Genomic DNA, 23,901 nt, shown 5'->3' on the forward strand with positions numbered 1-23,901 from the left:
CGTTGCGGGACATCCATGCCGGTGGTCGCCAGGCATCCGGGGACGCGGCGCGTGCGTCATCCCACCGATGCCGCGGCGTGCCGCGTCCGGCCCAGTCGCGAACGCTCGAACCACCACAGCGCGACACTGCAACACAGCCATGCCAGCCACCACGGCCAGGGACTGCCGGGCCGGGCCGGCGCGGCGCCCGCGCCGCCGGCGGGCGACACGGGCGGCCCGACCCGCTCCCGGGTGCCGTTCCACCGGTCCATGACCCGCAAACCGGGCGTCTCGTCGGCGGCCCGGACCGGGAACGGCCAATCCTGGTCGCCCTGGCGGAGCCGGTGCCACCCGCGCTGCGCCGGCCAGTACCCCGCGCAGGAAGCGCCGCCGCTGGCCGGGTCCGTCAACAACCTCGCGGCCGTGCCATCGGGCGCGATCACCCGTGCGCCCGCGGCGATGCCGCACAGGCGCATGCCCGCGCCGACGCGCGCCTCGCGCTGGATGGCCGGCCCCGCCCCGCGTCTCGCCCGCGCCAGCGTGGCGAAGACCTCGCTCCACAACTCGGCGTGGCGATCGGCGCGCCCGGCCAGGGTCAGCCGGTAGGTATCGGTCAAGGGCCACACGCCGATCCTGCCGCGCCCTTCGGCACGCCAATCGGCGATCACGCCGCCGGCGGCATCGCGCAACAGCGGCACGGCATCGACCGATGCACCACGCAGTTGCCGGCGCGCCAGCACCGGGATGCCGGTGGCCTCCATGTCGATGGGCGCGTCCCGGCTGCCCGCTCCCCTGCGCGCGCGCAGGCCCTCTTCATCCTCGCCTCCCGTCGCCAGGCGGACCTCCGTGCTTTCGCCACCGCCGGACACCATCAGCCCCAGTTCGCGCAGCTGGCGACGGGTGGTGTCCGGCAACGGGCCTTCGACCCGGAGCAGCACGCCGAGGCCGTCGCGCAATGCCGCGGCCAGCGCCGCCTGCGCGGTCCCGCCCAGCGACGCCCACGCGCGATCGTCCAGTACCAGCAGATCGAATCGCGCGAACGTGGCCGCGTTGAGCGGCAGCGGCGCATCGCCCAGTTGCAGGCCGACCCCGACCTGGATCTGGACATGCGGTTGCATGCCCGCATCGGCCATCCAGCGCCGCAGGTACTTCCACTCGGCGTTGGGCGCGCCCGCCAGCACCAGCACCCGCGGCGGCGGTTCGCTGACGACCTGGAGGGGCACGTCGATCTCCTCCACCCGCCCGTGCCGGCGATCCGACACGCGCAGGCGGAAGTCCACCAGGCCGGGCGCGCGCGTGGTGCCGGTAAGGCGGAAAACCCCATCCTCCGCTGCGCTCACCACGTCCAGCCGGCGACCGGCGGGATCCCGTAGTTCCACGTTCGCGCCGTCGATGCCATGCACCTGGCCGGCGACCACGAACGAAGCGCCGGCCACCACCTGCCCGGGTGAATCCAGGCGCACCAGTCCGCGCGGCAATGGGGCGGCGGTGAAGTCCAGCCCGAGTCCGCGCGTCGCATCGCGATCACGCGGCTCCAGGCCGGCGCCGATCACGTGCAGTTGGCGCATGCCCGGATGCCGGCGCAATGCCGTGGCCAGATCCGGAACCCGTTCGGCCGCCATCGTGGCCGGCGCTTCGGGCAAGGCGATCATCACGTCGCCTGCCGCGGGATCCGTGCGAAGCGGCGCCTGCGCACCGGCGGTCAGCACCGTCATCGTGCCGGCCCGGCCCGGCGAGGTCGGCGGCATCAGGGCCAGGTACAGCAGCAGCGCGCAGAGGGGCTGGGCCAGCAGCAGCACGGCCAGCCGCCACGCGCGCGCGCGTTCGACCGCCCGATGCTGCCACCACAGCAGGCGCACGATGCCGAGCGTCGCGGCGAGCGCAAGCAATCCGGCCAGCCACGAGGACGCGTTCATCGTCCGGCCTCTTGGCGCAGCGCATCGAGGTAGCGTTCGCCCGCCGCATCGGTATTGCGGCGCCCCACCTGCGCCGGCGGTCGCGCCAATACCGACCACAGCAGGCCGCGCAGGCGCTGCCGGCAGGCCCGGCAACCCGGATCCGCGCGCGCTGCATCGATGGCGGCGAACAGCGACAGGGGATCGACCACGCGCGCCTCGTTGTCATGCAGCCAGCGCTGCAGTGCATCCAGATCCACGGTATTCGCGCCCTGCCCGCCGGGCGATTCCTGCAACGCTTCCCAGGCCGCCGCGGGCACCGCATCGGCACCGGTCGCCGCTGCCGTCGCCAGTTCCCGTCGCGCGAGTCCCTCCCGCTTGCCGCCCAGCCTGCGGCTCTCGTCGATGGGCGGCAATTCCGGTCCGACCCGGGCCAGGTAGATGCGGGTGGCCTGCTGCACTTCCTTGATGAAACCCAGCGCCTTGTAGGCGAACGGCAACGCCTGATCCGGACGTCCCTGGCGCAGATGCAATTCCGATTGCCACATCTGGTCAAGCGCCTGCTTGAGCGTCGCGCGGGTGTTCGGATCCAGCAGCGTCGCCGCTTCGGCGTGATCATGGGTGTGGCCGAACTCGGCCAGCACGTCCTGCTCCCGGCCCATTGTCCGCGCGGCGTCCCCGGCCGGTGGCGCGCCGGCGTGATCGTGTCCATCGCCATCGTGGTGCGCGGCTTCGGCGTCGTGATCTTCGGTGTGTGCATCATCGGCATCGTTGGTCGGCGGCGGCCTGGGTTCGCCCTCGGCCTCCTCGCCGAGGAACTGGCCGTAGCGCAGGCGCAGGATGCGCTGGTCCACGCCGATCGCATCCGAGCGCGCGAGGAATCGATCCGCCACCAAGCGGCGCTTTTCCTTCTGCAGCGCTTCGGCATCGAGGATGATCTGGCGCTGGCTGCGGAAATACGCCGGCAGCACCTTCTTGACCATGCCCTCCAGACCGCTGGTCTCGGTCCCCAGATCCGAAGGCCAGCGCAGGATCAGGCTGGGGCTGCGTGCGAGCTGCGGATGCGGCTGGCGGTTGTCGGCCACTTCCAGCTGGACGATCAGATCGTCGCCGGTGGCGAAGCCCAGCGCCGCCAGATCCAGCGAACTGTCGAACTGCCGCGCGGTGGCACTGCCCTTGCCCGCCACCGGCAGGGTCTGCTCGCGGAACTGGATGTTCTCGCCGCTGCCCTGCGCCAGCGTCACCCGCAGGCGCGCCTGGGCGGCCACGCCGTGATCGTCGCGCGCCTCGAAGGAAAGCGGCCAGCGCCGTTGTCCCACCGTCATCAGGCTGAGTCCGCGATCCGGCGCCAGCACGGTGATCTGCGGCGGCCTGTCCGGGATGGCGTCAATGCGATGCAGGCGTGGCGCCGGCCGCGCGGGCGCGCCCAGTGGCAGCACGCGATAGAGCACCGATTGGTCCAGGGTGGTTGAAGTGGTCCAGGTATCGCCGGTCCGCGCCAGCGCGATGCGCCGGCCCTGGTGGAAAACCAGTTCCGCCGCTTCGGGCTGCGGGGCGAAACGCAGGGTCCACTGCAGGCGCGAGCCCTGCGGCGCGCGCGTGTCCAGGCTGGCTTCATCGCGCGCGGGCTGGCGCGTATAGGCCGGTGGAACGATGCGCAGATGCTGCGCGACCAACCGTGGCGCGCCAACCACCACCGGAACCTGTTCATCGCTCGGCGCCAGCGTCACCGCCGCCGGCCTGTGCGCAGGCCAGGCCAGCAATGCCGTCAGCGCGAACGCACCGACCATGCCGAACGCAATCGGTCCGCGTCGCGATCCGCCGGGACGCAGGTCCGGCGCGTCGAGCGCATCCACGCGCCGCCGCACGCGGGCCAGTTGCAACCGCTGCAGCGGATTCAGGCGCGCGGGGTCGGCCAGCAGCAGGTCGCCGCTGTCCTCCATTTCCGGCCGCGCATCCAGTCGCGTGACCAACCAGGCATGGCCGAACCCGCGTGCGCGCCAGTGCGCGATCAGCATCACGACGACCGTCGCCAGCGCGGCGGCGGCCAGTGCGGCCCACGCGCCCCGCCAACGCCAGCCGGTGGCGGCCGATGCCAGCACCCACGGCAGTCCCGCCAGCGCCACTTCGGCGATCACCCGCCTGCGCGCGGCGGCCAACCATTGCCGCAATCGTTGCGCGGTGCTCATGGCGCGGCGCTCCGTTGGCGCCGGGTCGCCCACCATCGCTCGATCACCAGCAACCCCGCGATCAGCAGCGCCAGCCAGGGTTGCAGATCACGCGGCGCCCGCGGATGGGTGGCCGCGCCGGTTTCCGGTGCGTAATCGCGCGCGAACACCCGCGCGGGCGCGGGCATCGGCGCGGACAGCAGGCCGCGCAGCCGCGCCGGGAACGCCGGCTCCAGCAATTGCGGCATCGCCGCCGGTTGCAGGGGGCGGGTCAGTCGCAGCACGCGACCGCGCCCCAGCGCACCGCCTTCGACCAGCACCGCGCCGGCCGGGTCGGACCACTGCGGGGTCATCACGACGGTTTCGCCGACGGCGGCCCGCGCATCCAGCAGCGCGACGCCGCCGTCGCGGATCCATCCGCGCACCGCCGCCGGCAGCTCGCCCGGCACCAGCCATGCCAGCGCGTCGGCGTCCGCCGGCAGCGGTTGCCCGGGCGATGCCACCGACACATTCCGGGAGGGGTGCTCTGACCATCCGCTTTCCGCGGCGGCGCGCAGGTAGCGCACGGCCTCCTGGCGATCCGCGGCGTGGCGAATGGCCAGGACCGGCGGCGCATCCACGGCGAAACGCTCCGGCTGTGGCGGCGCGCGCTCGACCACCCGCCATTCCACCTCGCGCGACAGCCGGAGGCGCTGTCCGTCGGCACCTTCGAACCAGGCTGGCACCACCACCGTCAGTGGCGTCTCCGGTGGCAGAGCCGCATCCAGCTCACGCAGCAGGCTGGCGACCTGCGCGGGGCCGGCCGGTGCGGGAGCGGCATCCATGGCCGGAAAACCCGGCGCCAGCCAATGCAATTCGGTGCGCGATCCGTCCACGCGCAGCGCAGCGCGGTCCACGCCCGGCACCACCACCATCCACGGCCGGCCGCCAGCGCCGCCGTGCAACACCGGCCGCGCCAGCCATACCGCCACCAGCGCCAGCAGCAACAGGCGCAGGCACAGCAGCCAGCGTTCGTCGAAACGGATACGGTGGCGCGGCCGGGGTTTCTGCCGCAACCAGCGCAACGCCGCGAAATCGGTCGGGCGCTGTTCGCTGCGCCGGGCCAGGTGCACCAGCAGCGGCAGCAGCAGCGCGCCGAGGGCTGCGAGCGCCGCGGGCAACAGCAAGGCCAGGCTCACGCGTACTCCGCGGCGTCGCGCGCGCCGAACAGCCGCCGCAACGGCAGGTCCAGCGCCTGGTCCAGGAAATAGTCGGCATGGCGGATGCCGCTGGCATCCAGGCGCGCCTTCAGTTCGCGCCGGGCGGCGGCGAAACGGGCCAGATAGTCGGCGCGCATGGCGGCGCCGTCGCCGAGCAGTTCCTCGCCGGTTTCAGGATCCCGGAATCGATGGCCGCCGGTGAAACTGAAGTCGCGCTCCTCCACGGTCAACAGCGGAATCACCACCACCTCGCGACGCGCCGCCGCCAACCGTTCGGCCAGGGCGACACTGGCCTCGTCAAAGCAATCGCCCAGCAGGATCACCAGATCACCGGCGCCGATACGCTCCCACAGCGGCGCCAGCACCCGTGTTCCGGGGAAACCGCCATGTGCGGACAGGCCATGCAGTTCCAGCAGCAGGCGATCCCGCTGGCGGGCGCCGTTGGCCGGGGCAATCATCCGCAATCCGTCCTCATGCAAGGCAACCAGGCCGAAACGATCGCCCTGGCGCAGCGCCAGGTCCGCCAGGCAGGCCGCCATCGCCTTGGCCGCGTGCATCCGTGACCACCCGGGGCGAATGCCGTCCGCCTGCGCCATCGAGGCGCTGGCATCGAGCAGGATCCACACCGCCAGCGGACTCTCGCGCTCGGCCTCGCGCACGAAGAAGCGATCCGAGCGGGCGTACAGTTTCCAATCGATCTGGCGCGGCTCGTCGCCCGGTTCGTAGGCGCGGTACTGCGCGAACTCCAGGCCGGCGCCCCGGCTGCGGCTGCGGTGCAGGCCGATGCCCTGCCCGCCGACGGCGCGACGCGAGGTCAGCCGCAAATCCTTCAGGCGGCTGCGTACCTCGGGCGGGATCGGGTCGTAGGACACCGGGCGCGGAAGGTCAGGACCGTGCCAGCGGCACGTCGCGCAGCAGCGCGGCGATCACGTCGTCGGCGCTCTTCTGCTCGGCTTCGGCGGCGAACGAGAGCAGCAGGCGATGGCGCATCACCGGCGCGGCCAGCGCGACGATGTCCTCGCGGGTGGCGGCGAGGCGACCGTGCAGCAATGCCCGCGCCTTGGCGGCCAGCACCAGCGATTGGCCCGCGCGCGGACCGGCCCCCCATTTGACGTACTTGCGCACCTCTTCCGGCGAGTGCTCGCCCGGCCGGCTCGCGCGCACCAGGCGGGTTATCCAGCGCAGCAGATCCTCGCCCAGGTGGACCTGGCGCACGTACTGCTGCAGCGCCAGCACTTCCCCACCCTGCATCACCTGCGGCACGTCGTCGGTCTGGCGGCCGGTGGTCTGCAGCAGGATGTCGTGCTCTTCCTGTTCGCTGGGATAGTCCACCCGGATGTGCAGGAGGAAACGATCCAGCTGCGCTTCGGGCAAGGGATAGGTGCCCGCCTGTTCCAGCGGATTCTGGGTGGCCAGCACGAAGAATGGCGACGGCAGCGCATGGGTGACGCCGGCATAGCTGACAGTGCGCTCCTGCATCGCTTCCAGCAGCGCCGCCTGGGTCTTGGGCGGCGTGCGGTTGAGTTCGTCCGCCAGCAGCAGGTGGGTGAACACCGGACCGGGCTGGAAGCGGAAGCGGCGATGGCCGGTGCCGTGCTCTTCCTCCAGCAGTTCGGTGCCGAGGATGTCGCTGGGCATCAGGTCCGGGGTGAACTGCACGCGCCGGAACTGCAGCGCCAGCGCCTGCCCCAGCGTCCGTACCAGCAGCGTCTTGCCCAGGCCGGGCACGCCTTCCAGCAGACAGTGGCCGCCGGCCAGCAGGCCGATCAGCAACTGCTCCACCACCGGCGCCTGGCCGACGATGGCCCGGCCGATCGCCTCGCGCAGCGCGCCCAGCCGCTGCAACTGTCCCTGGATGTCGGATTCGGAAAGCTCGCTCATCGGAAGTCCCGCGAAAGAAAAAGTCGGAAAGGCCCTGCGTGCGGCCGGTTCATGAGTTCAACGCATACATCACGATGTTCACCGCGAACCGGGTGTTGTCCTCGGCCAGGAACCGCTTGTTGCGCCAGTCGTAGTCCCATTCGCAACCGTAGTCCTTGTTGCTGTAGAGCACGCCGAGCCGGCCATCGATCTCGATGCCCTGCAGGTATTCGTGGACCAGATCGTCGCCCCAGCCATTGAGCTCGAAGCCAGTGGCCGGCGGCCCGTCGAAGGTGAAGAAGCTGCGGTACAGCGGATGGTTGTTCGGCAGTTTCTTCATCGCCCTGGCACCGAAGATGGACGCCATCTGCGCCTCGAACGATTTGGCGAACAGGCCATCGATGTCGTGGTTGCAATCGTCCACGAACACGAAGCCGCCATTGCGCACGTAGCGTTCGAAATTGCGCCGCTCGGCCGGACTGAATTCGACCAGTTTGTGCCCGGCCAGGTAGCAGAACGGCGCGGACAACACGCGCGGATCCGACAGCGCCAGCACATGCTCCTTCGGATCCACCCGCATCCCGGTGTAATCGATCAGCGAGGTGATGAGGTTGGACGGCATGCGCTGGTCCACGTCCCAGTCGCCGGAGTCGTAGCGCAGGCGGGTGAACCAGAAATCGTAGGTGGCGGCCGCCCGTGCCGCGAGCGGCGACCCGCCCAGCCATGCGCCGGCCAGGCCGCCGGCCATCAACCGCAGGAACTCGGCGCGGGTCACGCCCGTCGCCTCGCCGGTTGCTCCCACGTCGCGGCGGCCTCAGGCACGAGCGGGAGGCGCGGCGGGGGAAAGGCGGAATCCATCAACGGCACGGGCATCCCGGAACGGTACGTGGGCACGGACGCCAGCTTCTCACGAGGACGCGTTCCGCACCCGCGCGTGCGCCGCCTCCCGCGTTCGGGAGGCGACGCGGAGGATCAGACGGCGTCGGACAGCGAGGTGAAGGTGAAGTCGCGCAGTTTCATCGGCGGAATCATCATCACGAACGAGGATTCGTCACCGGCCACGCGCACCGGCTTGCCCAGTTCCTCGATGTTGTTGAGCATGATCACGGGCGATTCGTTGAAGCGGAAATTCTTGACCGGATACTTGATCTCGCCGTTCTCGATATAGAAGGTGCCATCGCGGGTCAGGCCGGTCAGCAGCACGGTCTGTGGATCCACCAGGCGGATGTACCAGGTACGGGTGACCAGGATGCCCTTCTGGGTGCTCTTCACCAGTTCGGCGGTGGACTTGTCGCCACCGGCCATCAGCAGGTTGCCGGGCGAACCGATCGCGCGCTTGCCCTGCTTCTGCGCCCAGAAGCGCGAATAGTCCAGGTTGGCGATCTTGCCATTCTCGACGATCGCCATCTTCTCGCGCGGCAGGTTCTCGCCATCCCATGGCAGCACCGGGGCGTCCGGATGCCAGGGATCGGCGGTCAGGTTGACCCGCGGATCGTAGACCTGCTCGCCCAGCTTGTTGCCGCCGCCCTTCTTGGACAGGAAGCTGCGGCCCTCGTCGGCCTGGCGCGCATCGAAGAAATTCATCATGAAGGAGATCAGGCCCGCCGCCGCGGCCGGCTCCAGGATCACGGTGTACTTGCCCGGCTCCAGCGCCTTGGCCTCGGCCGACTCGCTGGCCTTGCGCATGGCGGTGCGGATGTCGCTGTCGGCCTTGAACGCGCTGGCGTCCTTCAGGTTGCGGCCCACCCAGCCCGAGCCGCGGCCGTCCTCGGTGCGCACGGTGCAGGTGTAGTCGAAGCTGGTCGCGCGCTGGTAGCCGAAGTTGCCCTTGCTGTTGGCGAAGGCGACGAAGCTCTGGCCGTCCTCCAGGAAGCCGGCCGCGATCAGTTTCTCCGCCTTGCACGGCGCAATCGAGGCCGCGGCGACGTCGGCGCGGAACTCCGGGGTGATCGCGGCGGTGGATTCGCTGAAGGTCGGGCTGGCCTGGTAGGCCTGCTTGTCGATGGCCGGCATGAACTCCGGATTCTCCGGCGCCAGCCGGGCCAGGTCCTCGGCGCGGCGGACCACGCGTTCCAGCGCGGCGTCGTTGAACTCGTTGATGGTGGCCACGCCCACGCGCTTGCCGAAGGCCACCTGCACGGCCAGGTCGGCGTTGCTGACGATGCCGCTGGTGGAGACATCGTTGAGCGCGAACCGGATGTTGCCGCTGATGCTGCCACTCAGGCTGGCCGTGCATTCATCGGCCTTGGACAGCGCGATGACCTTGTCCAGGATGGCCTTGGCCTGCTCTTCGGTAAGGATGCTCATGTTCTGGTGTTCTCTCGTAGGGCGGAGCTCGCTCCGCCGCCTTTCGCTGTCGGGAACCTCGGGTAGCGATGGCGCCGGGCGGACCCGGCGTCATGCCTCAACCCAGGCTGCGGGCGGTATTGATGACGTTGATGCCGTTGAAGCGTGCGGTGGAGGAACCGTGCGACACCGCCGACACCTGGCCGGGTTGCCCCTTGCCGTCGAAGAACGAACCACCCAGGCGGTAGTCGCTCTCGTCGCATACCGCGGCACAGGCATTCCAGAACTCCGGCGTGCGGATCTGGTAGGCCACGTCCTCGATCTGCTGCGTGATCCTGCCGTTCTTGATCTCGTAGAACAGCTGCCCGCCGAACTGCGCGTTGTAGCGCTGCTGGTCGATGGAGAACGAACCGTCGCCGATGATGTAGATGCCGTTCTCGACGTCCTTGATCATGTCGGCCACACTGAGCTTCTGCTTGCCCGGCTGCAGCGAGACATTGGCCATGCGCTGGAACTGCACGCTCGACCAGGAGTCGGCGTAGCAGCAGCCGTCGGATTCGGTCTTGCCCAGGATGTGGGCCTGATCGCGGATGGTCTGGTAGTCCACCAGCTTGCCGTCGCTGATCAGGTTCCAGCGCTTGGTCTTCACGCCCTCGTCGTCGTAGCCCACCGCGCCGAGGCTGCCGGGCTGGACCTTGTCGGCGAAGATGGTGACCTTGTCGCTGCCGTACTGGAAATGCGATTCGCGCTTGTCCAGGGTGGCGAAGCTGGTGCCGGCGTAGTTGGCCTCGTAGCCGAGCACGCGGTCCAGTTCCAGCGGATGGCCGACCGATTCGTGGATGGTCAGCCAGGTATGCGAGGGATCCAGCACCAGATCGTACTTGCCCGGCTTCACCGACGGCGCCTTGAGCTTGGCGCGCGCCTGCTTGGCCGCGGCGACGGCGTCTTCCTTCATGTCGTAGGACAGGCCGTAGTTGATCACGCCGTTGGGCGAGACCACCTTGCCGGACGCATCGCCGTCCAGGTATTCGAAGCCCATGCCCATCGGCGAAGACAGGCCGTCGCGGGTGCGGAACTTGCCGCTGGCCTTGTCGATGGCGGTGACCGTCATCGGCACCCAGATGCGGTGCACGTCCTGGTCGATGTAGGAACCGTCGGTGCTGGCGAAGTACTTCTGCTCGTTGACCAGGAACAGCATCGAGTTGACGAAATCCGCGCCGGCGTTGATCGCCGCCGCGTTGACCCCCAGCAGCAGATCGGCCTTGTCCTTGATCGGCACCGCCATCGCGTTCTTGCGGATCGGGGTCTTCCAGGACACCTCGCCCACGCCCGGCGTGGCCGCCAGTTGCACCGGCTTGGCCTGCACCTTGCTGTTGGCCTTGGCGATCGCGGCGGCCTGCTGCGCGGCGCGCGCGACGCCCTGCGCGGTCAGCTCGTGGGTGGCGGCGAAGCCCCAGGCGCCGTTGGCGATCACGCGGATGCCGACACCGGTGGACTCGGTGTTGACCACGTTCTGCACCTTGTCCTCGCGGGTGATCACGAACTGGCGCAGGTAGCGCCCTATGCGCACGTCGCAGTAGCTGGCGCCGGCCTCCTTGGCCGCGGTCATGGCGGTGTCGGCCAGGCGCTTCTTCAGGCCGACATCGAGGGAGGTCTGCAGTTCCTCGGCGGCGATGGCCTTGCCGAAGTACGCCGGCAGCATCAGGCCGCCGAGGCTGAGGCCGCTGTAGGCCAGGAAGTCACGTCTGCGCAAGGCTAGCTCTCCATCGATGAGCCCCGCAGCGCGGAGCTGGAACGGAACGAAACGGAATGAGGCGGGGCGAAGCAGGTGATCGCGATTGCGGTGCGTCCGGATTCTTGCCGGTGGCTGAATCGTCCGTCAAATGACTTTCGGCATAGACGCCATGCTTTCCGGCGCGCATCGGTCGGAAAGCCCGGACTCCCCGACCACGTGCCGCGGCGCGGTGATCGCGCCGGGACGACCTGTCGCAGACAGATGCCGGGCGCGTCCCCGCGGGCGTTCAACGCATCGGACGGCGCGATGCGAAAGCCGCGCGCCGACGAGGCTTCGATTGTCGATGTGTCCGTGGACGCGGCCGGGTAGCGATGAGGCCGCCCGCGCGGCCTCAGTCGAGCAGATCGCGCACGCGATACTGGCCGGGCGCACGTCCTGCCAGGCGGCGGGCCACGTGCAGCGCGCCGCGCGCGAAGATGTCCCGGTTGGTGGCGCGATGGGTCAGTTCGATGCGCTCGCCCAGGCCGGTGAACTGGACCAGGTGCTCGCCGACGATGTCGCCGGCACGCAGGCTGGCGTAATGCACGGCGGCGCCCGCCGAACCGGCGGCCTCGCCCAGGGTCAGCGCGGTGCCCGAGGGCGCGTCCTTCTTGTGGATGTGGTGGGACTCGACCACGTCGCAGTCCCAGCCCCCCAGCGCCGCGGCCGCGCGTTCGACCAGTTCGGTCAGCACCGCCACCCCCAGGCTGAAGTTGGAGGCCCACGCCACCGGTATCCGGCTGGCGGCCTGCGCCAGCGCCTCCCGCTGTGGTCCGGCCAGGCCGGTGGTGCCCGAAACCAATGCGGCGCCGCGCTGCGCGCACAGCGCCAGCACCGGATCGAAACCTTCCGGCAGACTGAAATCGATGGCGACGTCGAACGCCGGCACGCCGCCCAGTTCACTGGCGGCGAAGTAAGGCACGCCCTCCACCACCCGCTGCGCGGGCGATTTGCGCATCACCGCCGCGACCACCTGCACCTGCTGCGGTTGTTCGGCGGCCAGGCGCAACAATGCCTGGCCCATGCGCCCGGAGGCGCCGTGGATGAGAAGACGGGTGGGCGTGGTTTCCATGCCCGGCATGGTAGCCGAGCCGGCCCCGATGGCGAAGCTGGCAACGCCATCCCCTCGCTGGAGCGACGTGAGCCGCGACCGGATGCGTTCCCGTCAACGACAGCCGCGGCTACCCGGTAACGCGGGAGCGATTCCTGCCGCCTGTCGTGACAGCGACGTCAGTCGCGATGCTCTGAAACACCAGCTCTCCCTTCGCGACTGACGTAGCTCCCGCAAGGGCGCCCACCGGGCTGCCTTCACGCCACCGCGGCGGCGACTTCCTCGCGCACCAGCGCGCCCAGCCGCGCCATGCCCTGCTCGATCTTCTCGGCCGATACGGTCACGAACGACAGGCGCAGGGTATTGGGTTGCGGGTCGACGGCGAAGAACGGCGCGCCCGGCACGAACGCGACGTTCTGCTCGATCGCCCGGGCCAGCAGCGCGCTGGCGTCGACGCCCTCCGGCAGCGTGACCCAGATGAACATGCCGCCCGCCGGCCGGTTCCATGTCGCCTCGGCGGGGAAATGCCGCTGCAGCGCCGACAGCATCAGCTCGCACTGGTTGCCGTAGAGCGTGCGGATTTCGGGAATGTGCCGATCCAGGAAACCGCCCTGCACCGCCTCGAAGACAATCCGCTGGGAGAACGACGGCGTGTGCAGGTCCGCCGCCTGCTTGGCCTGCACGAGTTTGGCGTGCAGCGCTTCGGGCGCGATCAGGTAGCCCAGCCGCAAACCCGGCGCCAGCACCTTGGAGAACGAGCCCATGTAGACCACGTTGTCCGGATCCATCGACAGCAGGCTGGGCAACTGCTCGCCCTGGTAGCTCAGTTCGCCGTAAGGGTCATCCTCGATCACCAGCACGCCGGCGGCGCGGGCACGCGCGATCAACGCCGTGCGGCGTTCCAGCGGCAGGCGCCGGCCGGTGGGGTTCTGGAAGTTCGGCAGGCAGTACATGAAACGACCGCCGCGCAGCTGCGCCTCGTCCAGCGCGTCGACCACGATGCCTTCGTCGTCGCTGCACATGGCCGAGAACGCGGGCTGGAACAGCGAGAAGGCCTGCAGCGCACCCAGGTAGCTCGGCGTTTCCACCAGCACCTTGCTGCCTTCGTCGATCAGCACCTTGCCCAGCAGATCCAGTCCCTGCTGCGAGCCGGTGGTGACCAGCACCTGCCCGGGCCGGATGGTGACGCCATCGCGGCTGTGGCGCGCGGCGATCCATTCCCGCAAGGGGGTGAAGCCCTCGGTCGGTCCGTATTGCAGCGCGGCCTGCGGCGCCTCGGCGAACACCTTGTCGGTGGCCGCTTGCATGCGCTGGATCGGGAAGGTCGCCGGGGAAGGCAGGCCACCGGCGAAGGAAATCACCTCGGGACGCTCGGTGACCTTGAGGATTTCGCGGATCGCCGAACTGGTCAGCGCCTGCGCACGACGGGACAGGGTGAAATGGCTGTTCATCGGCGCAGTGTAACGGCGATACCGGTCGCCGCCGTCATGCACTGCGCCAATACGCCGGCGTACCGCTAGCGGCCGGCCGCCACCAGCACCCGGCCGATCCCGCTGGCATCGATCTCGGCCGCGGCAAGACGCAGGGCCGCCGCGTCGACACCGGCATCGAAACCGATGCGGAAATGCACTTCGCCGTCGGGGGTGCGCGAGGAATGGATCGAGGACAGGCTGACCCCATGCCGCTCGAACACGTGCAGCAGCGCGCGCAGCGAACCGGGGCGATCTTCGGGCAGGTGCACGCTCATGGCCTGCGCTCCCGCCAGGTCCGCCAGCAGATAGCCCAGCCGCTCGTAGCTGTAATTGCCCTCGGCCAGCGCCCGCGTTCCCAGCGCCTCCCGGTTGCCGGACAGGAATTCCGCGCGAAACGCCGCCCGCGCCGCATCGTCGCCCTCGCCCACCAGCGCCGCCATCCGCCCGATCTGGGCGTGCAACGCGGTCAGGATCTCATGGGCGTGCGGGTTGCCGAACTGGATGTCTTCATAGATGGCCGGGTTCAACGAGAGGATGCGCGCCAGGATGGCCGCGTCCATCTCGAAGGAGGCCGAACGGAACGGCAGCACGTCCGCCAAATCGCCAACCCGGGCTTTCTGTCCACGCAGCACGCCGGCCTGGGCGAGGTGGGTGGCATGCACCATGGCCTGCACCAGCGCCATGATGCGATCGTGCTGTTCGGGCTCGGCCCTCACGTATTCGCCTTCGAGCGCGTGCAGGAAATCGTCCAGCCAGGGCCGCCAGGCGTCCAGCCGGGCCTCGCAGACCACCGTCACCCGCCCTTTCAGGGTTGGCGCCTTGGGCGGCGCGGTCATCGGGTGCAGGCCCACGACCTCGGCGCGCGAATCCAGCATCGCCGCGATCGGCGTGGCCTTGATCGAGGTGACGTCCAGCCACAACCGCCCCGCCTCGCCGCCGCCGGCCAGTCCGATGTAGCGCTGGATGATCCCGGCGGTGTGCCGGATGGGCGCGGAGAAGATCAGCACGTCGGCGCGCCGCGCCAGTTCGGCTTCCGGCCGCGAGTCTGGATCCGCAGGATCGTGCCCGATGACGGCCAGGCCCATGCGGGTCTCGAAGAAACGGCGCAACCAGCGCCCATAGGCGCCAGCGCTGCCGACGATGCCGATCAGGGGTGCGGACACGAAAAAGGGCTCCAGGGGGAGCCCTCATTCTAGGTCAGACCCTCGTGCGGGTCAGGACGTCATCCGGTCCCAGAAGCCCTTCACGCCGTCCAGGAAGGTCGCCGACTTGGGCGAGTGCTTGCGCGCTTCGTCGCCCACGAAGGTCGCCTCGAACTTCTCCAGCAATTCGCGCTGCTCGGTGGTCAGGTTGACCGGGGTTTCCACCACGACCCGGCAATACAGATCGCCCTCGCTGCGGCTGCGCACCGACTTCACGCCCTTGCCGCGCAGGCGGAACAGCTTGCCGGTCTGGGTTTCGGCCGGAATACGGATCTCCGCCTCGCCATTGAGGGTGGGCACGCGGACGGTGTCGCCCAGCGCCGCCTGGGAGATGCGGATCGGCACTTCGCAATGCAGGTCGTCGCCGTCGCGCTGGAAGATCTCGTGTTCGCGCACGCGCACTTCCACGTACAGATCGCCCGGCGGCGTACCGGGGGGGCCGGCCTCGCCCTCGCCGGTCAGGCGGATGCGATCGCCGCTGTCCACGCCGGCCGGAATCTTGACCGACAGGACTTTCTCTTCTTCCACGCGACCGGCGCCATGGCAGGTCTTGCACGGATTCTTGATGGTCTGGCCGCGCCCGCCGCAGGCCGGGCAGGCCTGCTGCATGGCGAAGATGCCGCGCTGCATGCGCACGTTGCCGCGCCCGCCGCAGGTGGCGCAGGTCTCGACCTGGCCATCCTCGGAGCCCGAACCATGGCAGGGCTCGCAGGCCACCAGGGTGGGAATCTCGATGCGCTTCTCGATGCCGGCCACGGCCTCTTCGAGATCCAGCTCCATCACGTAGCCGATGTCGGCGCCGCGGCGGGCCGCGCGCGCGCCGCCGCCACCAAAGATGTTGCCGAAGATGTCGCCGAAGATGTCGCCCATGTCCGGGCCGCCCGCGCCACCGCCCATGCCGTGCTCGAACGCGGCATGCCCGTGGGCATCGTAGGCGCGGCGCTTGGCGCCGTCGGACAACACCTCGTAGGCCTCCTTGCATTCCTTGAACGATGCCTCGGCCGCCTTGTCGCCGGGATTGCGATCCGGATGGAACTTCATCGCGCAGCGGCGATAGGCCTTCTTCAGCTCATCTTCGCTGGCGGTGCGGGCCACGCCCAGGACTTCGTAGTAATCGCGTTTCATCGGCAAGCAGGGATTGGAGATTCGGGATTGGGGATGGCGGACAGCATCGGAACTTCAGATACCGGAAGGGGATCCGGAAACCGGAAGCGCTGTTCCGAATCCCGAATCCCCATTCCCGATTCCCGGCCTTACTTCTTGTCGTCCTTGACTTCGGTGAACTCGGCATCGACCACGTCGTCGCCCCCGGATTGCGCGCCCGGGGCGGCACCGTCATCGGCGCCCGGCTGCTGGCCGGCGGCGGCCGCCGCGTACAGCGACTGGGCCGCTTCTTCCAGGGTCTTGGACTTGGCTTCGATCTGGGCCTTGTCGTCGCTCTTCATCGCCGTTTCCAGCTCGGCGATGGCACCCTCGACCCGGCCGATCACGTCGCCCGGCACCTTGCTGCCGTGTTCGGTGATGGCGGTGCGGGTGGCGTGCAGCAGGCCGTCGGCGTGGTTGCGCGCCTGCACCAGCTCGTGGAACTTCTTGTCCTCGTCGCGATGCGCCTCGGCGTCGGCGACCATGCGCTGGATCTCTTCCTCGGACAGGCCCGAACCGGCCTTGATCTCGACCTTCTGTTCCTTGTTGGTCTTCTTGTCCTTGGCCGAGACGTGCAGGATGCCGTTGGCGTCGATGTCGAACGACACCTCGATCTGCGGCAGGCCGCGCGGCGAGGGATCGATGCCGGCCAGGTCGAAGCGGGCCAGCGACTTGTTGAAGCGGGCCTGCTCGCGCTCGCCCTGCAGCACGTGCACGGTCACCGCGGACTGGTTGTCCTCGGCCGTGGAGAAGGTCTGCGAGGCCTTGGTCGGGATGGTGGTGTTCTTCTCGATGATCTTGGTGAACACGCCGCCCAGGGTCTCGATGCCCAGGCTCAGCGGGGTCACGTCCAGCAGCAGCACGTCCTTGACGTCGCCGGCCAGCACGCCGCCCTGGATCGCGGCGCCCAGCGCCACGGCTTCGTCGGGGTTGACGTCCTTGCGCGGATCCTTGCCGAAGAATTCGGCCACCGCCTGCTGCACCTTCGGCATGCGGGTCTGGCCACCGACCAGGATCACCTCGCTGATCTCGCTGGCGCGCAGGCCGGCGTCGTTCAGCGCGATGCGGCACGGCTCGATGCTCTTCTTGATCAGGTCTTCCACCAGCGCTTCCAGCTTGGCGCGGGTCAGCTTGATGTTGAGGTGCTTCGGGCCGGACGCGTCGGCGGTGATGTACGGCAGGTTGACTTCGGTCTGCTGCGAGCTGGACAGCTCGATCTTGGCGCGCTCGGCGGCGTCCTTCAGGCGCTGCAGGGCCAGCGGATCCTTGCGCAGATCGATGCCCTGGTCCTTCTGGAACTCTTCCACCAGATAGTCGATGACGCGCTTGTCGAAGTCCTCGCCACCCAGGAAGGTATCGCCGTTGGTGGCCAGCACCTCGAACTGCTTCTCGCCGTCGACGTTGGCGATCTCGATGATCGACACGTCGAAGGTGCCGCCGCCCAGGTCGTACACGGCGATCTTGCGATCGGTGCCGTCGGCCTTGTCCAGGCCATAGGCCAGCGCCGCGGCGGTCGGCTCGTTGATGATGCGCTTGACGTCCAGGCCGGCGATCTTGCCGGCGTCCTTGGTCGCCTGGCGCTGGCTGTCGTTGAAGTAGGCCGGCACGGTGATGACCGCTTCGGTCACCGTCTCGCCCAGGAAGGCCTCGGCGGTCTTCTTCATCTTCTCCAGGATGCGCGCGGAGATTTCCTGCGCGGACAGCTTCCTGCCGTCGGCGGTGGCCACCCAGGCGTCGCCGTTGTCGTGCTGGACGATGGAGTACGGCACCAGGCCGATGTCCTTCTGCACTTCGGCGTCGGTGAACTTGCGGCCGATCAGGCGCTTCACCGCGAAGAAGGTGTTCTTGGGGTTGGTGACGGCCTGGCGCTTGGCCGAGGCGCCCACCAGGACTTCGCCGTCCTTGGTGTAGGCGACGATGGAGGGGGTGGTACGGTCGCCTTCGGAATTCTCGATGACGCGTGCCTTGCCGCCTTCCATGATCGCCACGCACGAATTGGTCGTGCCCAGGTCGATGCCGATGATCTTGCCCATTGTCGGGTTCGCTCCCTAAAAAATGTCTGTCTTGGTCCGGCGTTGCGCCGGGGATGGTCTGGATGTGGGGTCCGGCCGGCGCGGTTCAAGCGCCGCCGGGTCCACGCGTTCAGTCCTGCCGGGCCACCACCACCAGCGCGGGGCGCAGCAGGCGGTCGTTGAGCAGGTAGCCCTTCTGGAACACCTGCACCACGCTGCCGGGGGCAGCGCCGGGGGCGTCGGCCTGGCTGATGGCCTGGTGGTGTTCCGGGTTGAACGGGGCGCCGACCGGATCGAGCACGGTCAGGCCGTTGTCGCCGGCGACCTTCAGCAACTGCTTGTAGGTCAGTTCCAGGCCTTCACGCAGCGGATTGGCCTCGTTGCCGGCCGCAGCCAGCCCGGCATCCAGGCTGTCGAAGACCGGCAGCAGGTCGCCCAGCAGGCGTTCGTTGGCGAACTTGCGCGCCATCTCGATGTCGCGCGCCACCCGCTTGCGCTGGTTCTCAAGGTCCGCGCGCTCCAGCAGCGAGGCGGCCCGCAACTGGTCCACCTCGTTGCGGAGCGTTTCCAGTTCGGCGATCAGGGGGTTGTCGGTTTCTTGCGGTTCGGGCATCTGGCCCGGTTCGGAATCGTGTTCGTTTTGGTTCATTTCGGGTCCCGGCGCGGCGTTTCCTGCCGCATGACAGCCAACTTATTGGGCCGGGCTGTCGGGATTCAAGGCGGCGCCCAGCGCATCGGCCGCCGCCTGCACCACCGGGATCACCCGGTCGTAGGCCATCCGGGTGGGGCCGATCACCCCCAGCACCCCCAGCACCTGGCCGCCGGCCATGTAGGGCGCGGTGACCACCGAGACGCTGTCGTGGCGGGCCAGGCCGGTGTCCTCGCCGATGAAGATGCGCACCCCGGGGGCGCGCAGGGTTCGCTCCAGCAGCTGCAGGATCTCGCGCTTGCGGGCGAAGGTCTCGAACAGATCCCGCAGGCGTTCCAGGTCGGACAGGTCCTGCACGCTCATCAGCCGGGTCTGCCCGGCCAGGACCACGTCGTCGCCGGGCGGGACCAGCGCCTGTTCGGCCAGGTCCACCGCCTCGGCCAGCAACCCTTCCATCTCGCTGCGGGCCGCGCGCAGTTCCCGCAGTAGGGTCGCGCGGATGTCGGCCAGCGGGCGTCCGGCGAAATGGGTGTTCAGATAGTTGGCGATCCGCTCCAGCTCGGACCGGTCGTAGGTCCGGCGCGGTTCGATGACCCGGTTCTGCACGTCGTTGTCGGCGAACACCAGGATCGCCATCACCCGGCGGCCGTCCAGCGGCACGAAATCGATGTAGCGGAACGCGAACTGCTCGCGCCGGGGCGCACTGACCACGCCGACGAAATGGGTCATCGCCGACAGCAGTTCGGAGGCATTGCCCAGCAGGGCCTGGGTGCCCGCCCCGGCCGGCAGTTCGGAACGCAGGCGGGTGATCTCGCCCTCGCCCAGCGACTTCACCTGCACCAGGCTGTCCACGAACACCCGATAGCCCTGGGCGGTCGGCACCCGTCCGGCGGAGGTGTGCGGCGAGCTCAACAGCCCCACTTCCTCCAGCTCGGCCAGGATGTTGCGGATGGTCGCCGGGCTGACGTCCAGGCCGCCGTGGCGGGCCAGGGTCTGCGAGCCGACCGGCTCGCCGTCGCGGATGTAACGGGAGATCAGCGCCCGCAGCAACTGGCGGGCGCGGGGGTCCAGCGGGGTGTCGGCGGGTGCGGCCATCATCGCGAATAGATAGCGGCATCGCCTCGCGACCGCAAGCGTTGAAGTGACTTCCGGCCACTTGGCCCGCGCCGGCGGATGCGGGTCAATGGGCATCCCTTCCGCACCGAGCCCACCGCCATGGTCTACCTGTTGTTCAAGCTGCTGCACGTGGTGGCCGTGGTGCTGTTCCTCGGCAACATCACCATCGGCGTGTTCTGGGTGCGCCACGCCGCCCGCCACCGTTCCCCGTCGCGGCTGGCGGACGCGATGGCCGGGGTCATCCGCGGCGATCGCGTGTTCACCCTGCCGGCGGTAATGGTGATCATCGCCAGCGGCGGCCTGGCCGCCTGGCAAGGCGGCTGGCCGGTGCTGCGCACGGGTTGGATCGCCTGGGGCGTCGGCCTGTTCGTGTTGTCCGGGCTGGTGTTCGCGGTGTTGGCCCCGCTCCAGCACCGCCTGCGGGTGCTGGCCGCCCGCGATGGAATCGGCTGGGAAGACTGCGCGCAGCTGCTGCGGCGCTGGAACCGCATCGGCATCGCCAGCCTGGTGCCGGCCTGGCTGGCCCTCGCCGCGATGGTGCTGAAGGTGCCCGCGTAGCGCCGTCTCGGTTCCTGCGACGGCGCCCGCCGATGCTGCCGCCGCGTGCCATGCGCGTCATGGCTGGCCCTTACAATACGAGCATGCTCAGACACCTCGCGATCAAGGATTTCGCCGTCGTCCGCGCCACCGAACTGGAATTCGGCCCCGGCATGACCGTCATTTCCGGTGAAACCGGCGCCGGCAAGTCATTGCTGGTGGATGCCCTGGGATTCCTGTCCGGCCTGCGCGCCGACAGCGGCGTGGTCCGCCACGGCGCCGAACGCGCCGAACTGTCGGCCGAATTCGCCATCGAGGCCAACGCCCCGGCGCTGGCGTGGCTGCGCGAGCAGGAACTGGACGACGAACTGGCCTGCCAGCTGCGCCGTATCATCCGCGCCGATGGCGGTTCGCGCGCCTGGATCAACGGCCGCAGCGTCACCCTCGGCCAGTTGTCGGATCTGGCCGGGCGGCTGGTGGAAATCCATGGCCAGCACGAGCACCAGGCACTGATGGACAAGGCCAGCCAGCGCGACCTGCTGGACGGCTACGCCCGCAACGCCGCCGAACGGCAAGCCGTGGCGACCGCCGCGACGCGCTGGTCGGAACTGCTGCAGGAACGCGATCACCTCTCGCGCCAGGGCGACGTCTCCGACCGCATCAACTACCTGGAACACCAGCTCGGCGAACTGGCGCGCGAGGATCTCGCTCCAGCCAGCATCGAGAACCTGGTCGCCGGCCACCGCCGCCAGGCCCATGCCACCGGCCTCATCCAGGCCTGCGACGCGGCGCTGGCGCGGCTGGGTGGCGACGAATCGCCGTCCCTGTCACGGCAGCTGCAGCAGACCCGTGGCGACCTGGCCCGGCTGGCCCAGCACGAACCCCGGCTGGCCGAGATCGACGGCATGCTGGAAAGCGCCAATATCCAGATCGAGGAAGCGCTCGGCCTGCTGGGCCAGATCCGCGACGATCTGGACGCCGATCCGGAGCAGTTCGAGGAGCTGGAACTGCGGCTCGGTCGCATCCACGACCTGGCCCGCAAGCACCGCACCACCCCGGACGACCTGGCCCGCGTGCGCGATGCCATCGCCACCGAACTGGATGGCCTGCGCGGTGCCGGCGAACGCCTGCTCGGCCTCAACAAGGAAATCGAGGCCGCCCGCGACGCCTGGAAGACCGCCGCCGCCAAACTCACCCGCAGCCGCCAGCGCGCCGCCCGCGAACTGGGCAAGGCCACCACCGCCCTGATCGGCGAACTGGGCATGGGCGGCGGGCGCTTCGAGATTTCGCTGGAGGCCAACGAAGGCGATCGGCCCGATCCGGCCGGCGCCGAGCGGGTCGAGTTCCTGGTCGGCGCCAACGCCGGCCAGCCGCCACGGCCGCTGCGCAAGGTCGCCTCCGGCGGCGAACTGTCGCGCATCTCCCTGGCCATCGAGGTCGCCGCGCTCGGCGTGGACGCGGTGCCCACCATGGTGTTCGACGAGGTGGACTCCGGCATCGGCGGCGCGGTCGCCGACATCGTCGGCAAGAAACTGCGTGCGCTCGGCGCCCAGCGGCAGGTGCTGTGCGTGACCCACCTGCCCCAGGTCGCCGCCCAGGGGCACGCGCACTACCGGGTCAGCAAGGCGCCGGTGGATGGCATGACCCAGAGCGCGGTCGAAGTGCTGACCGCGCGCCAGCGCGAGGAAGAACTGGCGCGCATGCTGGGCGGCGTCGAGGTCAGCAAGGAAGCCCACGCGGCGGCCAAGCGGCTGCTGGCCGACGTCGCCGGCTGAGGCATGCACCCCCGGGGGCGTGTTCCTTTCCCGGCATCGGGATGGAAGGCGCCTGGATGGCCCGGAAGCCTGCGGGAAAGTTCGCGGCCGGAGACCGCTCCCGCCCGGCATCGGGCTGGAGGCGGATGTCGAATCGCGGGAATCAGCGCTTCTTGCGCACGTACAGCACCAGCGAGTGCTCTTCCAGCACGTAACCGTGCTTGGCGGCGATTTCGCGCTGCAGCTTCTCGATTTCCGCGCTTTCGAACTCGATGATCTTGCCGGTATCCACGTCCACCATGTGGTCGTGGTGGCCGCCGCGATCGAGTTCGTAGACGGCCTGGCCACCCTCGAAGTTGTGCTTCAGCACCAGACCGGCGGCCTCGAACTGGGTCAGCACCCGGTACACCGTGGCCAGTCCGATTTCATCGCCGTGCTCCAGCAACTGGCGGTAGATGTCTTCGGCACTGAGGTGGTGCTGTGAGCTTTTCTGCTCCAGCAGCTCCAGGATGCGCATCCGCGGGTGGGTGACCTTGAGGCCAACCTTGCGAAGTTCTTGGGATTCCATATCGGCGTCTCCGTTCATAACCGGTTTAGCGCCGGCTGCCTGAAGCTGGGTTGCGGCGGTCGCCGGAAGTGTATCATCGGCATGTTTTCCACCTGTAGCCGTCCCATGCGCAAACTCCTGCTGGTCGCCGCCCTCGCCTCCCTGACTGCCGGCTGCGGCATCCTCTACAAGCAGCCGATCTACCAGGGCAACCTGCTGGACAAGGCGGCGGTGGATCAATTGCAGGTGGGCCAGAGCAAGCAGCAGGTGCAGGCGCTGATCGGCAGCCCGTCCATCGCCGATCCGTTCCATTCCCAGCGTTGGGACTACGCGGCCAGCGAACGCACCAACCGCCGCGGCACCACCGAGATCAAGACCCTGACCCTGCTGTTCCAGGGCGATCAGCTGGCGAGCTGGGAAGGCGAGTATTTCCCCGAGAACGATCTGCAACTGGCCTCGGATGTGCGCAAGTTCGGTCCCAATCTGGCCAAGGACAAGAAGAAGGGCGGTCGCGGCGGCCGCTGAGCCGGCCTAGGCCTTGCGGGCGCGGCGTCGCCGCGCCTCCTTGGGGTCCAGCGTCAACGGCCTCAACAATTCAACCCGGTCTCCCTCGCGCAGTTCGGTTTCGGCCTGCGCCGCCACGCCGTGGATGGCGTAGCCGTTGATTTCCGGATCATCGGCGAATCCTGATGCCCGCACCGCATCGCCCACCCGCGCGCCGGCAGGCAGATCGAGCGTCACCGTGTCGAACCGGTGCGGCCAGGCGCGGATGACCTCGACCCGCATGCTCATTCCCCGCGGTCGGCCACGCGCACGAAGTCGTCGACCATGCGGTCGGCCAGGCCCTGGAAGCCCAGGGTCAGCGCGGGCAGCAACAGCCGGCTGGACGGCTCGAATTCCAAGGTCAGGCTGACCTTGCAGGCACTCTCGTCCAGGGCGTGGAATTCCCACTGCCCGTGCAGCTTGCGGAACGGCCCGTCGACCAGCTTCATGTCGATGCGGTGCGGACGGTCCAGGGTGTTCTCGGTGGTGAACCAGGTGCTCAGCGAGCCCAGCCCCAGATCCAGCCGGGCCACCAGGCGCTGCTCGCCGGACTCGATGACTTCGGCGCCGCGGCACCAGTCGAAGCGGCGGGGATAGGCGGGAACGTCGTTGACCAGGTCGAACATGCGGCTGGCGGCGTGTTCGACCAGGGCGCTGCGGCGGATGGTTTGCATTTGACTCGCTTGTGGTTCCGCCTTCGGCGACAATAAACGG

21 protein-coding genes are annotated in these 23,901 nt (G+C 69.1%); 3 read left to right on the forward strand and 18 right to left on the reverse strand.

Annotation, left to right across the window (positions count from 1 at the left end):
* Window positions 1–56 precede the first annotated feature (56 nt).
* The 15 genes from AC3DE2_RS05700 to hrcA form a co-directional block, all read right to left on the reverse strand.
* The gene (locus AC3DE2_RS05700; protein ID WP_488425417.1) at window positions 57–1,895 is read right to left on the reverse strand and encodes a carboxypeptidase regulatory-like domain-containing protein; all 1,839 of its coding nucleotides are present in this window, start codon (window positions 1,893–1,895) and stop codon (window positions 57–59) included.
* A complete protein-coding gene (locus tag AC3DE2_RS05705) occupies window positions 1,892–4,063 on the reverse strand; it encodes a hypothetical protein (RefSeq protein ID WP_488425418.1) in 2,172 nt (723 codons plus the stop codon). The genes AC3DE2_RS05700 and AC3DE2_RS05705 overlap by 4 nt, the downstream gene beginning before the upstream one ends.
* Window positions 4,060–5,220, reverse strand: a complete 1,161-nt coding sequence (locus AC3DE2_RS05710) for a BatA domain-containing protein (RefSeq protein WP_488425419.1) — start codon at window positions 5,218–5,220, stop codon at window positions 4,060–4,062. The genes AC3DE2_RS05705 and AC3DE2_RS05710 overlap by 4 nt, the downstream gene beginning before the upstream one ends.
* Window positions 5,217–6,113, reverse strand: coding sequence for a DUF58 domain-containing protein (locus AC3DE2_RS05715; RefSeq protein ID WP_295380557.1), 897 nt, complete (start codon window positions 6,111–6,113; stop codon window positions 5,217–5,219). Before AC3DE2_RS05715 ends, AC3DE2_RS05710 begins: the two co-directional genes overlap by 4 nt.
* Window positions 6,114–6,126: 13 nt before the next feature.
* Window positions 6,127–7,122 (reverse strand): AAA family ATPase, encoded by a 996-nt coding sequence (locus AC3DE2_RS05720; protein WP_295380554.1) that lies wholly within the window; start codon window positions 7,120–7,122, stop codon window positions 6,127–6,129.
* A gap of 49 nt (window positions 7,123–7,171) precedes the next feature.
* Window positions 7,172–7,849, reverse strand: coding sequence for a DUF4159 domain-containing protein (locus tag AC3DE2_RS05725; protein ID WP_295380590.1), 678 nt, complete (start codon window positions 7,847–7,849; stop codon window positions 7,172–7,174).
* Between the two features lie 224 nt (window positions 7,850–8,073).
* Window positions 8,074–9,408, reverse strand: a complete 1,335-nt coding sequence (locus AC3DE2_RS05730) for a TldD/PmbA family protein (protein WP_488425420.1) — start codon at window positions 9,406–9,408, stop codon at window positions 8,074–8,076.
* Window positions 9,409–9,505: 97 nt separating this feature from the next.
* Window positions 9,506–11,140 (reverse strand): TldD/PmbA family protein, encoded by a 1,635-nt coding sequence (locus AC3DE2_RS05735; protein ID WP_295378567.1) that lies wholly within the window; start codon window positions 11,138–11,140, stop codon window positions 9,506–9,508.
* Window positions 11,141–11,513: 373 nt separating this feature from the next.
* Window positions 11,514–12,233 (reverse strand): 4-hydroxy-tetrahydrodipicolinate reductase, encoded by a 720-nt coding sequence (gene dapB, locus AC3DE2_RS05740; protein WP_295378571.1) that lies wholly within the window; start codon window positions 12,231–12,233, stop codon window positions 11,514–11,516.
* A 236-nt stretch (window positions 12,234–12,469) separates the two neighbouring features.
* Window positions 12,470–13,663: an aminotransferase-like domain-containing protein gene (locus AC3DE2_RS05745; protein ID WP_488425421.1), complete on the reverse strand. Its 1,194-nt coding sequence runs from the start codon at window positions 13,661–13,663 to the stop codon at window positions 12,470–12,472.
* 65 nt (window positions 13,664–13,728) lie between these two features.
* Window positions 13,729–14,847, reverse strand: coding sequence for a prephenate dehydrogenase (locus AC3DE2_RS05750; protein ID WP_488425422.1), 1,119 nt, complete (start codon window positions 14,845–14,847; stop codon window positions 13,729–13,731).
* A 51-nt stretch (window positions 14,848–14,898) separates the two neighbouring features.
* The gene (dnaJ, locus tag AC3DE2_RS05755) at window positions 14,899–16,011 is read right to left on the reverse strand and encodes a molecular chaperone DnaJ (RefSeq protein ID WP_488425423.1); all 1,113 of its coding nucleotides are present in this window, start codon (window positions 16,009–16,011) and stop codon (window positions 14,899–14,901) included.
* Between the two features lie 128 nt (window positions 16,012–16,139).
* Complete coding sequence (gene dnaK, locus AC3DE2_RS05760) at window positions 16,140–18,062, reverse strand: molecular chaperone DnaK (RefSeq protein WP_488425424.1); 1,923 nt, start codon at window positions 18,060–18,062, stop codon at window positions 16,140–16,142.
* A 109-nt stretch (window positions 18,063–18,171) separates the two neighbouring features.
* Entirely contained in the window at window positions 18,172–18,690 is a 519-nt protein-coding gene (gene grpE, locus AC3DE2_RS05765) for a nucleotide exchange factor GrpE (protein ID WP_295378583.1), read from the reverse strand.
* 42 nt (window positions 18,691–18,732) lie between these two features.
* Window positions 18,733–19,785, reverse strand: coding sequence for a heat-inducible transcriptional repressor HrcA (gene hrcA, locus AC3DE2_RS05770; RefSeq protein ID WP_488425760.1), 1,053 nt, complete (start codon window positions 19,783–19,785; stop codon window positions 18,733–18,735).
* Between the two features lie 120 nt (window positions 19,786–19,905).
* Here hrcA and AC3DE2_RS05775 point away from each other — a divergent pair, with 120 nt between their 5' ends.
* Complete coding sequence (locus tag AC3DE2_RS05775) at window positions 19,906–20,364, forward strand: DUF2269 family protein (protein ID WP_488425426.1); 459 nt, start codon at window positions 19,906–19,908, stop codon at window positions 20,362–20,364.
* Between the two features lie 83 nt (window positions 20,365–20,447).
* Window positions 20,448–22,118: a DNA repair protein RecN gene (recN, locus tag AC3DE2_RS05780; RefSeq protein WP_488425427.1), complete on the forward strand. Its 1,671-nt coding sequence runs from the start codon at window positions 20,448–20,450 to the stop codon at window positions 22,116–22,118.
* A gap of 142 nt (window positions 22,119–22,260) precedes the next feature.
* On the opposite strand, the gene fur is transcribed toward recN, so the two are convergent.
* Window positions 22,261–22,665 (reverse strand): ferric iron uptake transcriptional regulator, encoded by a 405-nt coding sequence (gene fur / locus AC3DE2_RS05785; protein WP_295378590.1) that lies wholly within the window; start codon window positions 22,663–22,665, stop codon window positions 22,261–22,263.
* Window positions 22,666–22,770: 105 nt separating this feature from the next.
* Here fur and AC3DE2_RS05790 point away from each other — a divergent pair, with 105 nt between their 5' ends.
* A complete protein-coding gene (locus tag AC3DE2_RS05790; RefSeq protein ID WP_295378591.1) occupies window positions 22,771–23,169 on the forward strand; it encodes an outer membrane protein assembly factor BamE domain-containing protein in 399 nt (132 codons plus the stop codon).
* Window positions 23,170–23,175: 6 nt separating this feature from the next.
* Here the strand turns inward: AC3DE2_RS05790 and AC3DE2_RS05795 are convergent, their stop codons facing one another.
* Both AC3DE2_RS05795 and AC3DE2_RS05800 read right to left on the reverse strand, forming a co-directional pair.
* On the reverse strand, window positions 23,176–23,430 hold the full coding sequence (locus AC3DE2_RS05795; RefSeq protein ID WP_295378593.1) for an RnfH family protein: 255 nt from the start codon (window positions 23,428–23,430) through the stop codon (window positions 23,176–23,178).
* Between the two features lie 2 nt (window positions 23,431–23,432).
* Complete coding sequence (locus AC3DE2_RS05800; RefSeq protein ID WP_295378596.1) at window positions 23,433–23,861, reverse strand: type II toxin-antitoxin system RatA family toxin; 429 nt, start codon at window positions 23,859–23,861, stop codon at window positions 23,433–23,435.
* Window positions 23,862–23,901: the final 40 nt, after the last annotated feature.

Source organism: Pseudoxanthomonas sp. 68-E7 (assembly GCF_057773145.1).

Excerpts from the sequence above, each read along its gene's own strand:
- dnaK (WP_488425424.1), bottom strand. The coding sequence starts at position 18,062 with ATGGGCAAGATCATCGGCATCGACCTGGGCACGACCAATTCGTGCGTG.
- AC3DE2_RS05705 (WP_488425418.1), bottom strand. The coding sequence starts at position 4,063 with ATGAGCACCGCGCAACGATTGCGGCAATGGTTGGCCGCCGCGCGCAGG.
- AC3DE2_RS05725 (WP_295380590.1), bottom strand. The coding sequence starts at position 7,849 with ATGGCCGGCGGCCTGGCCGGCGCATGGCTGGGCGGGTCGCCGCTCGCG.
- recN (WP_488425427.1), top strand. The coding sequence starts at position 20,448 with ATGCTCAGACACCTCGCGATCAAGGATTTCGCCGTCGTCCGCGCCACC.
- dapB (WP_295378571.1), bottom strand. The coding sequence starts at position 12,233 with ATGGAAACCACGCCCACCCGTCTTCTCATCCACGGCGCCTCCGGGCGC.
- AC3DE2_RS05795 (WP_295378593.1), bottom strand. The coding sequence starts at position 23,430 with ATGCGGGTCGAGGTCATCCGCGCCTGGCCGCACCGGTTCGACACGGTG.
- AC3DE2_RS05720 (WP_295380554.1), bottom strand. The coding sequence starts at position 7,122 with ATGAGCGAGCTTTCCGAATCCGACATCCAGGGACAGTTGCAGCGGCTG.
- dnaJ (WP_488425423.1), bottom strand. The coding sequence starts at position 16,011 with ATGAAACGCGATTACTACGAAGTCCTGGGCGTGGCCCGCACCGCCAGC.
- AC3DE2_RS05745 (WP_488425421.1), bottom strand. The coding sequence starts at position 13,663 with ATGAACAGCCATTTCACCCTGTCCCGTCGTGCGCAGGCGCTGACCAGT.
- AC3DE2_RS05700 (WP_488425417.1), bottom strand. The coding sequence starts at position 1,895 with ATGAACGCGTCCTCGTGGCTGGCCGGATTGCTTGCGCTCGCCGCGACG.
- fur (WP_295378590.1), bottom strand. The coding sequence starts at position 22,665 with ATGGAATCCCAAGAACTTCGCAAGGTTGGCCTCAAGGTCACCCACCCG.
- grpE (WP_295378583.1), bottom strand. The coding sequence starts at position 18,690 with ATGAACCAAAACGAACACGATTCCGAACCGGGCCAGATGCCCGAACCG.
- hrcA (WP_488425760.1), bottom strand. The coding sequence starts at position 19,785 with ATGGCCGCACCCGCCGACACCCCGCTGGACCCCCGCGCCCGCCAGTTG.
- AC3DE2_RS05790 (WP_295378591.1), top strand. The coding sequence starts at position 22,771 with ATGCGCAAACTCCTGCTGGTCGCCGCCCTCGCCTCCCTGACTGCCGGC.
- AC3DE2_RS05775 (WP_488425426.1), top strand. The coding sequence starts at position 19,906 with ATGGTCTACCTGTTGTTCAAGCTGCTGCACGTGGTGGCCGTGGTGCTG.
- AC3DE2_RS05800 (WP_295378596.1), bottom strand. The coding sequence starts at position 23,861 with ATGCAAACCATCCGCCGCAGCGCCCTGGTCGAACACGCCGCCAGCCGC.
- AC3DE2_RS05730 (WP_488425420.1), bottom strand. The coding sequence starts at position 9,408 with ATGAGCATCCTTACCGAAGAGCAGGCCAAGGCCATCCTGGACAAGGTC.